The following is a 13199-nucleotide window of genomic DNA, read 5'->3' as shown; positions in this document are numbered from 1 at the left end:
AACGGGTCAGGGGAGGTGGGCACAACCGGCGGGACTGCGAACCCTTTCATTAGAACTGCCGCTACGGCAAGGGTCAAATTACTACGGCGGCGGGTAGTGCGTCAGTTTGAAATTCGGAATTTTGGGTACTCTGTCCGACCTAAGTAGCCCCACCCGACCCAAGAACGTTCCACGCCCCTGGCCTCACTTTCCGGTCGATCTGCTCCAGGGGCCAGAAGATGCGGCTGCAAGCTTGAAAGGCAACTCGATAGCGACCTAATTTCACATCTCCCGTCAGAGGGAATTGGGGATCATTTGATCGGTAGTAAGTTACAAACTGCTTGCCGCCCGGCACCACCAGCGCCAGATAGCTCCCCACGTACAGCACCGGCAGCAGCAGCAAGACGACGGCGACGATGAGGGGTGCGCGGTTGGTCATGACTACTGCGTTGCCTTCTCTACGTATTCGATACAAGCTTGCAGCCGCATTCTTTGAAGCGACTCATCTACATCTCTGGCTCGGGCAATCAATCGGATTTGATTGAACGCACTTTTGTAAACGGAGATTTCCTTTTCACGCTCGGCCGCCACTGCTGACTTGTGCCGGCTGTCGATCCACCAGCCAAGCGCGAGGCCCACGACAGCAGTCAACCATAAAAAGTCGCGCAGGTTAAGTTTCATGCGCGCCATTCTATCCTCGCACGAAAAAGCCCCGCCAGAGTGAACGGGGCTTCCCTATCATTCACGCGGGTAATGTCGGGCCACTCTTTCGCCACCTCCAATGGCTTGCCGTCAGGCTGCCAAGCAACGACTGGATCGGCTTTTAAATCGACGACGGCAACAAGTTCGACTGTAGCCTTGCCCGGCAACTCGGCAATGAATTGTGCCGCGGCGGGCTCCGTCGCGAAGTGGTGAACTAGCGCCGCGATGAATGCGAAAACGTGCAGGCGAAACATCATGGCCTCGTTGGATGGGAAGAAGCAGACTTCAAAATGCCTGCTAAAAGCGATATTCAACGTGGTGCTTGGATCATGCACATTCTACCCGCCGACGAAAACGCCCCGCCAGTGTTAGGTAGTGGTTCAGTTTGAGATTCAGACTTTTGCGCTGCTGTCCGACGTCGGTGGATATGAAAGGCGAAGCAGCGTCGGCCTTTTGACTCAGGGTGACGTGCGGAATTCGTGGCGGATGAAGTGGACAGCTATAGCGAGGAATCGTTGACCGGTACCAAATCCGACCACTGAGGCTCCTATGCTGTCGGTCTCAGCTTCCGGTCGAGCTCTTCCAAGGGCCAGAAGACACACTGGCACCAGGGTTCAGCCACGCGATATTTGCCGACATGGGCACAGCTGCCGCTCGACGTCATTCGCAGTTCTGGACTTTCGCTAAGCAGTGCGAAATAGCTCCCGACGTACAGCGCCGGCAGGGTCAGCAAGACGACGGCGACGATGAGTGGTGCGCGAGAATCGCGTTTCATTCGGAGTCTCGCTCTTTTTTCTGCGCGGCTTGCTCGAGCTGGTAGTTTGCCGTTGCGAGCCGGTTGATGTGAGATGTCAACGTCGCAACGGTCCGCTGAAACCCCTCGCGTTGCTTTTGCACCTCGCTTTGAAACTTGCTTTGTTGGGACCGGTCCCTGACCCATGCCCCGCACAGGATGGCAACGACCAGCGTCAGCCAGAACAGGTCTCGCAAGGTAACTTTCATGCACCCCATTCTAGCCGTGCGCGCAAAAGCCCCGCCAGAGTGATGAGTACCGTACGGCCTCGGAGTATATGAAAGGCGAAGCCGCGCCGGCTTTTTGACTTAGGTTGACGTGCGGAATTCGTGGCGGGTGAAGTGGACAGCTATGGCGAGGAATTGTTGACCGGCACAAAATCTGACCACTGAGGCCCCCACACTTCGGGCCTCAGTTTCCGGTCGAGCTGTTCCAGGGGCCAGAAGAATATCGCGGCTCGACCCCACCGATAGTTGGTGAGTGGCATGGATTTCGGATTTGGAGTCGGAACTGCCGACAGCGGGCTATCGGGCATATCCGGTTTAGGATCAACCAGTACCAGATAGCTCCCCACATACAGTACCGGCAGCAGCAGCAAGATCGCAGCGAGCGTTGGAGCGGTGTGTTTCTTCATTTCGCCATCCAGTTTGCCTAGTGGCCGATATGAGGTGCCGCATTCATGATGCGAGTTAGCTGGCTCCCCGCGTACAGGGCCACCATTAACAAGGTCAACATCGCGACGGCGATGATGAGGGGTGCGCGGTCGGTGTACATCTACGTTATCACTTCAAATTGAAGCCCAGAGAGCGTGGATGAAAGAATGATAAGCCCAACCCATGAAACACATCCAGGCAATGAACATTGCAACAGCTGCCAATTTGCATCGGGAGTCTGCGACTTTCAACCAAACCGCACCTGCTGAGCAAAGTATCGGTAGTACCCATTGGAATGCAAACAAATGATGCTGCATCGGAATTCGCGTGGGTGCCAACTTACGTGCGGCCCGCTAGCACCATAGAAGTCGTGAACTTCCTTGTGTTCGATCATCGTGCCACATGCTGCGCAGGTCTGCACATTGGTCCGGCCAGTTTGGTAGTGGGCTAATTTGAGTGACTTGTCTAGTCACCGCTGGCTAGTAATAGCCCTCAGGAATTTCCACCAGCCCACCCATTGGTTGCTCCTGAACGTATTTGAGGAGTGATTCGCGGACAGCGGGATCATCTACAACTTCTGCCTTGCTGTTCCACCACCTTCGACTTTCCTTTTGACCTTGCATATGCCCTGCCATGAAGACAGAGTCGCGGTCTAACTTGATTGTTCGGATTGTTATTGCCGTGAGCGACCAACCCAGGCCCATGGCAACAATTAAAATCAACCAAAACAGGTCGCGCAGCGTGAATTTCATTACCCCATTCTACTCGCGCACGAAAATGCCCCGCCAGCGTGACGAGGCCGAATCTCGCAGTTCACTGCTGTTCCGCTGTCAGTTTTCCGTCGTCCTTTCAGGACGAGGAAGTTCTGATCTGTACGGCTTCCACGGGGTACGGCTGCGCTCGCTAGAGCGAGCGGCGCTAAACCCGTGGCGACAAACAGCGTGCCGTTGGAATGAAGGCGTTTGTGGATGGTTGCAGGCCTCCGCAGACTGGTGACCAGGATCGTTCTTCCAGTTCGTCCACGAGGCGACTGGCACTGCTAAGTGTTCGCTCGTGATATTGTAAAAACGTCTTGACTTAGTGTCAATGATGTTTTCAAATAATCTGCGCGGCGACGGTGCCGGGGAGCGAGGCTGTCTCGCGCGGGTGAGGCCGCGGCGCGGAGAGTGTCCGTGCGGTTGGCTGCCGTGGAGCTTGGAAGCAGGGCGAAGTTTCGCTCGCCAGGCGCGGCGACCTGACGTGGGACCGGCGACTGACGCCCCCCTGTTCAGGGCCTGTTCAGGCTGCGGGGTGAACAGGGCGGCGAATGGTTATCAAACGGTTATCAAGAAAACGGGTATTTGTGAGAGATTATGAGCGTAAGTAATTTGCAGGGAATAGTTTGCGGAGACTGTCCGGGCGTGATTTTTCGTGCAAAAAGTTATCAAAAACCGGTTATCAGGAGCAGGGAATGGGACTGTTCAGGTGGGTGCGCAACTTCAGGAGGCGGGGCGCGAACCTGCAGCGGCAAGGTAGGGGGTTGCTCGACGTAAGTTGCTGGCAGTCCTTTCGAGGGGTGTTCACAAACCGGGGCAGTTTGCGAACGGCAAGTGCCATAACTCTCGGGAACGGCGCGTGTGGGCGTTCAGAAGCCGGGAGGTTTGGGTGCACGGGTTTTCAAACCGAGGGAAGCGATTAGGGAGTTGCGCTCGATGCAGCACGTGGAACGCGACGAGCGCGGTAGTGCACAAGCCAATGAACCACCGTCGCAGGGGCGGTGGCGTGGGAGAGGAGGGACTGCTCGACGAGCGAAACGCGGCGAGCGCATCGACGAGCGCAGTAGTGCACAAGCCAATGAACCACCGCCGCAGGGGCGGTGGCGTGAGAGAGAAGGGACTGCTCGACGAGCGGAACGCGACGAGCGCATCAATGGGCGCGGGTAGTGCAAAAGCCAATGAACCACCGCCGCAGGGGCGGTGGCGTGGGAGAGAGAAGGGATGGCGTGGAAGGGAGAAGGGATGGCGTGGGAGCGAGAAGGAGAGAAGGGATGATTAGTGGGAGTGAGCCGAGGCAGGGATTGCTCAGCCAATACTGCAAGGAACCCTTATTCGTAGACGAAGGTTGCCATGTACGCGCTGCGGCTGTTGGGGGTCGACCAGGTGGTCCCCAGGCCGCGGCCCTTGTATTCGGCTTCGACCGAGACGCCGGCGGCAAAGCTTTGCAGCTTGGCCAGCGGTGGGTAGTAGGCCACTTCGTTGGTGCAGATGCAATCGGTTGCCCGGGCTTTGCGGGTCGACAGCTTGACCATTTTGCCGGCTTCGAGATTGCCCACCAGCGTGCCCAGATCGAGCGACATGGCAATCTTGGCATCGTCGATGCGGACGACTTCTTTCCCCGCGCGGCCGGCATGTTCCTTGGCGAACGAGATCAGGGCTTCGCGTTGCTCGGGCGTGGCCTTGTCGTCGACGATGACCGTCGACTTCAGCGACTTCGGATCGTTCACGCCGCCAAAGCCAAGCGTATCGCTGCCGGTCATGCACACAACCACACTCAGCCCGGCCAGATTCACGCCCGCGTGCTTCCCTTCTTCGATGTTCCAGGCCATGACGGCGTCTTTGCCGGCCAGAGCCGTTTCGGCATTGGCGAAACAGGGGCCGGTGTAAACCTGGCAAGTGCGCGTTTCCAGATAGGTGCCGGAAACTTCGTCGGCGAGGAGCGGACGAGCGGCCAGAACCAAACCGGCAGCGACGAGAGCGAACAGTGCGGAGTGACGCATGCGAGGGAACCTCCTTCGGCGAGAAACCGGCAGTGGATGACTGCAGCGGCCCTAAGTAAACAGCAGCGGACAATCAGCAGGCCCCCTCATTCTATGCGGGGGATACTGCGGGAGCCAATAGATTGCGAGGGTCTACTCGGCAGGCTCGATGCTTGTTGAATCAGCTTGGTCCGCATTCCCCTTCTGAGCTTGCATCATCAACTGATTGACTGCTTTCATCTCTGCGGGCGAAAGCTGCCGGCTTTGCTGCGTCGGCTCCTCGTACTCGTGGCGATACTCGCTACGGTTGTAGGCGCGAGCACCACCGGCCACCAGCTTGAGCACGATGATCAGTACCAACAGGCCGCCACCGCCGCCATACATCATCAGTTCGTTGCCTCGCTTGGGCGGATTTCGGCTCGTATGTTCCGCGAGCCTAGCTAGGTCATCGGACGAAGCTGCGGGCTTGGCTTGTTTGCTTAAGAAATCGTGGAGGGACGAGTCGTCATGAGGGTTGGGCATGAGTCTGGCTCGAATGGAGGCCAAAGAGGTAGACGGCCAAACCATTATGCCAATTGGCTTTTTGTCTGCAAGCAAATTAAGAGTAGGACGAAAGCATTGGTCGGGTGGATCGATGTCGCGGCTGGAATCGCGGCCACGCTCCTTGATTTTCCCGTGAGATTTTCCGGCAAAGCGCTGCCAAGAAAACCAGAACGGCAGCGCCCCCGATACCTGCCATATCGAAGACACCGCCGTCTGATTTCAGCGTTAAGCTGATTTAAATGCTAGGGCAACTGATCCACTAGCAGTTGTCTGACAATTGATCGCGTTAGCGACCCGAACTACCGAGCTTTGGCTGGGCGATGGTGCGTGTCACGCAGGGCCTTTACTTCGTCGTGCGACACCTGCACGGCAGCCAGATGACGACGGAGCGTTTCGCAGCAGGGTTCGGCTCCGCCCATATCCTTCAGGGCTTCTTCGTACTTGGCCTTGATCGTGTCTTCGCCCCGCTCGGCTTCGTCGAGGACGGCTTGTTCGCCACCGCCGAGGGCAGTGCGAAGGTCCATCCAGGTGCGATGTGCAGCGGCGGAGAAACTGCCCGAGTTGGTGGGTGTTTCGGCGTTGCTGGCGATCATCGCTTGGAGTTCGTTCGCTTGAGCATCGCGCTGCTGCGAGAGCGTGCAGAAGCGGTTTGCGAGCGAAGGATCTTTGTCCTTCAGGTTTTCCGAGGCTTCTTTAAAGCCGTCACGGCTGTCGATGTTGACTTGGGTGAGGCTTTGCAGCCAATCGATGGACTTCTGCGAGAGGTTATGAGTAGACATGGCCATGATGAGAGGCTCCTAATCGTTCGTGTTTGCTTGTTCGACAGCACTCGTTTGCGTCGGTGATGATTGAAGCAAAAGCAGGTTGCGTGCCACGGACCGCCAGAACGCTTGCCAAAAGAATTGCATTGACCGAATTCGCGTGAAAAGCCTACGCTGGAGCAGGATTCTTCGCCAAAAAGGAACCATCCCGGCCCGCAGTTACCCGAAAGATCACCGCAGACGAATGGACGACCGGCAACCAAGGCGGACAAAGATCAGCCAGCGGGCTTCCCGCGCAGTTCGTTTCAACCCACCTTTGCCCGGCAGCATAAGAAATCGTTATGAAACCAAGTGACTGTTCGAAACGGACACGATTCCAGATCAGTCTGGGGACGCTGTGCTTTCTCACTCTGTGCATTGCCATCGGCAGCGCAGCGGTTAGCTGGCGAAACTCGTCTCTGGCGAAATGGGAGCAAGTTCACTGCGGCGAGCGACAACCAAAAACCTCCTGGGCCGATGCTGTGCGGCAGGTGTCATTGCTTATCCCAGCGGCACAGATCACCGTCCCCGAAGGTTTCAGCGTCGAGATCGCCGCGGCTGCTCCGCTGGTGCAACATCCGATCATGGCGGGCTTCGATGATCGCGGCCGGCTCTTCGTCGCCGAGAACGCCGGGCTGAACCTCAAGCGCGAAGAGCTAGAGAAAGAACTCCCCAATAGCATCGTCCTGCTGAGCGACACCGACGACGATGGCCAGTTCGATAAGCGGACCGTCTTTGCCGATAAGCTCACCTTTCCGCAAGGGGCACTTTGGCACGAGGGTTGGTTGTATGTGGCTTCGTCGGGCGGCATCTGGCGGTTTCGCGATACCGACGGCGACGATGTGGCTGACAAGCGGGAACTGATCGTCGGCAAGTTTGGTTACACCGGCAATGCGGCGGACGTGCATGGCTGCTTTCTAGGCCCCGAAGGTCGCATCTACTGGTGCGAAGGTCGGCACGGTCACGAAATCACCAACGCGGCCGGCGAACTCGTCAGTAAAGGGAAGGCAGCGCGCATCTTTTCGTGCGAGCCCGATGGGGGCGATGTGCGGACGCATTGCGGCGGAGGCATGGACAATCCGACCGAGGTCGATTGGACCGCCGCGGGCGAGATGTTGGGGACCGTGAACATTTTGTATCACCAGCGGGGCGATTGCCTTGTCCATTGGCTGCACGGCGGTGTCTATCCGCGACACGATCAGCCTGCGATGCTCGCTGAGTTTCGCCGCACGGGCGAACCGCTCGACGCGGTGTACGATTTTGGGCATGTCGCCGTCTCGGGTCTCTGCCGCTTTCGTTCGTGCGGTGAAGGAGGGGCAGGCTTTGGCCGCGCGTGGAACGACGCTTGGTTCGTCACCGAGTTCAACACGCACAAGGTGAAGAGCGTCCAACTGACGCGCGAAGGAAGTTCGTTCCGCGCTGAAGCGAGAGATTTCTTCACGTCGACGTCGGGCGATTCGCATCCAACCGACGTGCTGCAAGATGCCGACGGCAGCTTGCTGGTCATCGATACCGGCGGCTGGTTCCGCATTGGCTGCCCGACATCGCAAATCGCCAAGCCCGATGTGCTCGGCAGCATCTATCGGGTCCGCAAGACCGGCGCAACGAAGATCGCCGATCCGTGGGGTAAGAAGATTCAATGGGAGCGCACGACGGCGGACGAACTGATTGCTTACCTCGGTGACAATCGCCCCGCATTTCGCTCGCGCGCCGTCGTGCAGCTGGTGCGCAACAAAGATGCTTCGGTTCCATACCTAGCGAAAGCCATCGAGAGCAAAACGGAATTCACCCACCAGCAAGCAGCGGAGGCTCTGACAAAGATCGGTTCACCGGCGGCACTCAGCGTGCTGCGGGCAGCGGTTGAGAGTGATGACAGTGTCGTGCAACAGCTGGCGATGCTCGGGCTGGGGGCACATGCGGATGAACAGGCTGTCGATGTGCTCGCGGCTGTATTGAGTGAGAATCAATCGCCCGAGTTGCAACTTGCCGCGGCCACCGCCCTCGGCAAGATCGGTGAGTCGGCTGCAGTGCCGGAGATCTTGGAAGCACTCAGTCGCAACATCGATCGTCCACTGGAGCATGCACTCATCTACGCCTTGATTGAAATCGACGATGCTGACGAAACTCGCGAGGCACTTGCGCACGCTAGCCCGCTCGTTCGCCGCGCGGGGCTCATCGCGCTCGATCAAATGCCCAGCGGGAACTTGCAACGAGAAGAAGTCGCGGCGCTGCTGACGACGGGCGATCTGGCCCTGCAAACTGCTTCGCTCGACGTGCTCAGTCGTCATCCAGGCTGGACCGACGAACTGGTGGCTTCGCTGGGCAAGTTGTTTGCCCAGCCTGAACTGAACGAGCAACAGCGGGCGCTCGTCATCCATTCGCTCGTTGCCTTTCGCCAGCAGCCGGCCGTGCAAGCATTGCTCGCCGAGCAGTTGACCGCCGAACCAACGACCAAGGCGACTCGGCTGTTGTTGCTCGAAGCGATTGCCGAAGCTCGCTACGAAAAACTCTCTGCGCCGCTGGAACAGGCCCTGCGTCGTTCACTGATAAAAAATGATCCGGCGATCGCCCTGGCGGCAATCAGGGCGGTTGGTTCTGCCCCGGCGGCCTTCGCCCCGGAACTGCGCCAGTTGGCCTCTGCTGCGAACACGCCCGACGAACTTCGTCTCGCAGCTTTGGCAATCGTCTCTGCCGGTGCGCCGCTCGCTATGGCGGAGTTCACTTGGCTCGATTCGCATCTGGATGAGAAGACATTGCCTGCCCAGCGATTGATGGCGGCTCGCGTCCTCGGTGCGGCCAAACTCACCCCCGAGCAGCAGCAGCAACTCACCAGCCGCCTAAGTAGTTGCGGTCCCTTGGAACTGATCGCTCTATTGGCTGCCTTCGAACGACCCGGCGATGAAGCATTGGGCGACGCGCTCGCGCAGGCGATCTTGTCTTCGCCGGTTCGCACTTCCCTGGCCTTGCCCCAGCTCGATGCGCTGCTGAAGCATTACCCGGCCAGCACGCGCGAGGCGATTCAGCCGCTGCTCGAGGAACTTGCCAAAGCCGGCGAAAAGCAGCGAGCTCAGTTGGAAGAGCTGGTGAAAAACTTGCCACCGGGGAATGCCAAAACGGGCAAGCAAGTTTTTCTACATCGGCAGGCCGGTTGCGCGCTTTGCCATCGCATCGGCCCCGATGGTGGTCGCGTGGGACCTGATTTATCGACGATCGGCCAGCGTCGCAACGCCCGCGATCTGCTCGAAGCGATTGCCTTTCCAAGTTCGTCGCTGGCTCGCGGTTACGAATCGCACTCGTTCCTGCTCGTCGATGGCCGCTCGCTCACCGGACTCGTCGTGCGCGAAACGGCCGATGCCCTCATCGTCCGAGCCGCCGATCAGAGTGAACTGCGCATCGCTCGCGGTAGCATCGAAGAGCAAAAGCCGAGCAGTGTATCGATCATGCCCGCCGGTCTCGACAAAGTCCTCAGCCGGCAACAATTGGCGGATCTGGTGGCTTATCTGCAAACCTTGAAGTAAGTGTGGCTCTAACCCCGCTCCACTTCCACTTTCAACATCGCCAGCAAGCGATCGACTTCGGCCTGCGTTTCGGCGTCGAGGTTCCAGGCATTGGGACGCCTACGAATATCAGTTGCAAACAGGCCCCGCTGATGAAGGATGTATTTTTCGATCGCCAGAAAACCATCGAGGCCAGCCTGAAGCTGCAGCGCGACGAGAGCGCAGACAGGAAAATACAGGCGATAGGCAGTGGCATCGTCGCCCGACTCAAGTGCTTTCCACAGGGGGACAATCGCGTCGAGGTATTCCATGCCCGGCATGGTGCCGGTGATACCGCGGCGGTAGCTATCGATCAGCAAGATGCCGCCGGACCCTTCGTAAACCTTCGCTTGCCCGGCGGTCTGGTCGCGTAGTTCAGAAAGCAACGGACCAATCGGCGAAGCTTCGGGCTTGAAGAGAATCTTTTCGTTGCCAAACCGCGCGAGCAACTCGGCCTGCACGCTGATGGGAATGCTCTTGCCGACATAGCCTGAGGCGTCTTGCACAATCACTGGCAGCGGCGAAGCATCGGCCAGACTGGAATAGTAGTGCAGCAGTTCGCTGTCGGGCACGCCGCACGAAATGGGCGGGACCGCCATCACCGCATCGCAGCCTGCGGCGGCGGCGCGGCGGGTAAAGATGGTCGCTTGCTTCACACTCTCGGCACCGACGCTCATCACTACGCAACCTCGTCCGGCAGTGATGCTGGCTAGTTCGTCGGTGAGTTGCAATCGCTCGTCGTGCGTGAGGCGCAGCAGTTCGCTGACCATGCCGGTGCAGACACCATCGGCGCCAATCGCCATTGCCCAATCGATCTGCTTTTTCAAACTGGCGTAGTCGATTTCGTCCGCGGTCGTGAACGGCGTGTGAGCAATCGGCAGGACGCCGCGAATGGGGCGAGGCATAGGTTGGGTTTCTCGGTGAATGAGCAGGTCTTAAAAATCGCGTTTCGCCAGGCCATCGAGCAGTTGTTCGAGCGCGGTGCCATTCTCGCGGAAGGCGTCGTCGAAGCGCAGGCGCTGGCGATTGGTCAGCAAAATTTCGAACTGCCGTTGCGAGGTTCCCGCGCCCCAGATGTCTTGCCAACGAAACTTGCCATGCACGGCATCGGAGAGACGATAGTAGACACCATCGGCGGCCATCAGCATGCCCTGCTTGCCACTGGCGTCTTTGTTCGCCAAGACTACGGCCAGCACGCTCGCGCTGTTTACTCCGGGGGCGATCGCGGCCACTGCGGCTTGCAACAGGTGCGAGGGAATTCCACTAGTAGCCACGTAACACAGTTTGTCAGGCTGGTGCTGTAGTGAATTGCCCACTGCGGCCGTCAGGTCGGTGAGCGTGAGCGGTTGCTGCAGCGGCGGCTTCAATTCGACCTTGTACAGCCCTTCGCTCACGGGCTGCGGAATTTGCTTTAACCCTTCCGCCAGTTGTTGCCAATCTTCTGCACCGAGCGTGCCGAACACACGCACAATATCGGGCTGGCTGAACGACACACAATTAACGACCGTCGGTGCGAACGATTCCCAGTGAGGATCGGTTTCTTCCGAATGGCTGTAGTAGGCGACCGTTGCCAATCGCTGGCCCAGCACCGGCGGTCCTCCCGTCATGCCGGACAACGGTTGCGGCAACACGCGCACGTAGGTCCAGTCGCGCTCCATCATGCCCTTCGAAAGATCCGTCATCACGGCGACCAGGGGCGGATCGAGCGAGACGACAACCGCCGGATTCACGCAGCCCGCGACGAACTTCGTGCGCACGATGTACCAATAGCCCAGGTTCGCCACCGCAAAGAACAACAGCGGCAAGATGCCGAACCAGGTAACGCCGCACAGCAACACGAACGAGAGAAACAACAGCGACAGCCACACCAGCGGCCACTTGGGAAAGCTGAGAATGTACTTGATGTTGCTGATTCGCAGCATGCCGGGATTCGACGCCGAGCTGTCGCTGAGTTTGCGATGCGCCTCAAGTTCCTTGAGCAAGTCCGCGTCGGGAGCAAACGGCGGCGCTGGTGCGCGATAACTGGCAGACTGTCCTGGCTGAAACGCGGCCGACGGTGGCACATAAGGATTGCCCACGGGTGGAATCGGCCGCGTGGGGATTGGTTGCGGCATGACCGTGGCCTGCGGCACCACCACCACTTGCTTGCAGGCTTGGCAGAGCGCGGATTTGCCAGCCATCACTTCGGGGACGCGAAATCTCGCGCCGCAGCGGCAGGTAAACTCGATGGCCATGACAGGGTGGCAACCTCAAGGTGCGGGAGAGGACAACTTGGCGGCCAGTCGGGCCGCGGCAAACAGGCTACTCGGTCCCGCGATGCCTTGCCAGGCAATATCGAAGGCTGTGCCATGATCGACACTGGTGCGAATCACCGGCAAGCCCAGCGTGGTGTTGATCGCGGTATCAAAGGCCAGGGCCTTGAGCGGGATGTGCCCCTGGTCGTGATACATGCAGATGTAAGCGTCGGTCGCCGCGCGACGCCACGTCAAAAAGCAAGTATCGGGCGGCAAGGGCCCTTCAATGGCGATGCCGCGTGCCCGCGCTTGCTCCAAGGCAGGCGCGATGATGCGTTCTTCCTCACGATTGCCGAACAGTCCATCTTCGCCGGCATGCGGATTCAGTCCGCAACAGACCAGCTTCGGCTCGCGATCTCGCATTCGCAACATGGCGGCATGCGTCAGTTCGATCACTTCCAAAATCCGCTCGCTGGTGAGCAGCTGCGGCACTTCACCGTAGCCCACATGCGCCGTGACAAAGCTGCAGGTAATTTCCGGCGACGTGAGCATCATGCACCAGCGGTCGACCTGCATTCGCTCGGCGAGAATTTCGGTATGTCCGGGATAGTGGTGTCCCGCGGCATGCAGCGCCGCCTTGTTGAGCGGGCCGGTACAAATGCCGGCAATCTCGCCCGCCAGGCCGGCCGCAATGGCACTCTCGAGATAACGATAGGCCGCTTCGCCCGTGTTGGCATTCACCCGGCACGGAATCACTTCGTCCGCCGGCACGCATTGCAAGTCCAGCACGGTCGGCTGCACGATCGTGTGCTGCTTCGTTTTCCAATCGCTGGCCGAGATTACCGGCGTGCGAAACTGCCAGCCCAAGTGCCCCGCCACGCGCTGCAGCACCCCCGCATCGCCAAAGATGATCGGCGTCAACTCGCGAGCGATCTCGGCATTTTCCAGCAAGCGCAAACACAACTCGGGACCAACCCCGGCAGGGTCTCCCATCGTAACGGCAATCTTCGGCAGCGAGGTCATGGGTGCGAGGTCGACGTAGAACAAGTTAGCCCGACGCGTCAGCGAGGGGACTTAGGCTTTAAAGGTTGCAGGCAATCGCGGCTCAGCCCAGGAGATATCTGACGAGGATCGACTAGGTTTTTGCCGAGCCTAGTTTAGCAGCTGACTTGGCGAAGTGCGGCGGCGGGAGCGAGACCGACCGTAGCGACTCTTCAGCCCCTAA

The 13199-nt window shown here is 59.0% G+C and carries 14 protein-coding genes; 1 reads left to right on the top strand and 13 read right to left on the bottom strand.

Annotated features, from left to right (window positions below):
* Positions 1-139: 139 nt before the first annotated feature.
* From NA78x_RS28705 to NA78x_RS28660, 10 genes are all read right to left on the bottom strand, one after another.
* Positions 140-418 carry a hypothetical protein gene (locus tag NA78x_RS28705; RefSeq protein WP_425615811.1) on the bottom strand — a complete coding sequence of 93 codons (279 nt, stop codon included), beginning with the start codon at positions 416-418 and terminating at the stop codon, positions 140-142.
* A 2-nt stretch (positions 419-420) separates the two neighbouring features.
* Positions 421-660 (bottom strand): hypothetical protein, encoded by a 240-nt coding sequence (locus tag NA78x_RS28700; protein WP_425615810.1) that lies wholly within the window; start codon positions 658-660, stop codon positions 421-423.
* The gene (locus tag NA78x_RS28695) at positions 657-995 is read right to left on the bottom strand and encodes a hypothetical protein (protein WP_425615809.1); all 339 of its coding nucleotides are present in this window, start codon (positions 993-995) and stop codon (positions 657-659) included. Before NA78x_RS28695 ends, NA78x_RS28700 begins: the two co-directional genes overlap by 4 nt.
* A gap of 233 nt (positions 996-1228) precedes the next feature.
* Complete coding sequence (locus tag NA78x_RS28690) at positions 1229-1456, bottom strand: hypothetical protein (RefSeq protein WP_425615808.1); 228 nt, start codon at positions 1454-1456, stop codon at positions 1229-1231.
* Positions 1453-1683 (bottom strand): hypothetical protein, encoded by a 231-nt coding sequence (locus NA78x_RS28685; RefSeq protein WP_425615807.1) that lies wholly within the window; start codon positions 1681-1683, stop codon positions 1453-1455. The genes NA78x_RS28690 and NA78x_RS28685 overlap by 4 nt, the downstream gene beginning before the upstream one ends.
* A gap of 140 nt (positions 1684-1823) precedes the next feature.
* Entirely contained in the window at positions 1824-2108 is a 285-nt protein-coding gene (locus NA78x_RS28680; protein WP_425615806.1) for a hypothetical protein, read from the bottom strand.
* A 498-nt stretch (positions 2109-2606) separates the two neighbouring features.
* A complete protein-coding gene (locus NA78x_RS28675) occupies positions 2607-2879 on the bottom strand; it encodes a hypothetical protein (RefSeq protein WP_425615805.1) in 273 nt (90 codons plus the stop codon).
* Between the two features lie 1331 nt (positions 2880-4210).
* Positions 4211-4882, bottom strand: coding sequence for a DUF1326 domain-containing protein (locus NA78x_RS28670; protein WP_425615804.1), 672 nt, complete (start codon positions 4880-4882; stop codon positions 4211-4213).
* 132 nt (positions 4883-5014) lie between these two features.
* Positions 5015-5383 carry a hypothetical protein gene (locus tag NA78x_RS28665; protein ID WP_425615803.1) on the bottom strand — a complete coding sequence of 123 codons (369 nt, stop codon included), beginning with the start codon at positions 5381-5383 and terminating at the stop codon, positions 5015-5017.
* 320 nt (positions 5384-5703) lie between these two features.
* Positions 5704-6189: a PA2169 family four-helix-bundle protein gene (locus NA78x_RS28660; protein WP_425615802.1), complete on the bottom strand. Its 486-nt coding sequence runs from the start codon at positions 6187-6189 to the stop codon at positions 5704-5706.
* A gap of 506 nt (positions 6190-6695) precedes the next feature.
* Here NA78x_RS28660 and NA78x_RS28655 point away from each other — a divergent pair.
* Positions 6696-9722: a PVC-type heme-binding CxxCH protein gene (locus tag NA78x_RS28655; protein ID WP_425615801.1), complete on the top strand. Its 3027-nt coding sequence runs from the start codon at positions 6696-6698 to the stop codon at positions 9720-9722.
* Between the two features lie 8 nt (positions 9723-9730).
* Here NA78x_RS28655 and NA78x_RS28650 read toward each other — a convergent pair whose 3' ends face one another.
* The 3 genes from NA78x_RS28650 to pdxA are packed head-to-tail and all read right to left on the bottom strand — an operon-like array spanning position 9731 to position 12997.
* Complete coding sequence (locus NA78x_RS28650) at positions 9731-10645, bottom strand: dihydrodipicolinate synthase family protein (protein WP_425615800.1); 915 nt, start codon at positions 10643-10645, stop codon at positions 9731-9733.
* Positions 10646-10675: 30 nt separating this feature from the next.
* Entirely contained in the window at positions 10676-11974 is a 1299-nt protein-coding gene (locus NA78x_RS28645) for a DUF3239 domain-containing protein (protein ID WP_425615799.1), read from the bottom strand.
* A gap of 15 nt (positions 11975-11989) precedes the next feature.
* Entirely contained in the window at positions 11990-12997 is a 1008-nt protein-coding gene (pdxA, locus tag NA78x_RS28640; protein WP_425615798.1) for a 4-hydroxythreonine-4-phosphate dehydrogenase PdxA, read from the bottom strand.
* Between the last annotated feature and the right edge of the window lie 202 nt (positions 12998-13199).

Origin of the sequence: Anatilimnocola aquadivae, from assembly GCF_049819085.1 — a bacterium.
Classification (GTDB): domain Bacteria; phylum Planctomycetota; class Planctomycetia; order Pirellulales; family Pirellulaceae; genus Anatilimnocola.
The sequence above is the reverse complement of the archived record's forward strand: the minus strand, read 5'-3'. Positions and strand labels throughout refer to the sequence as shown.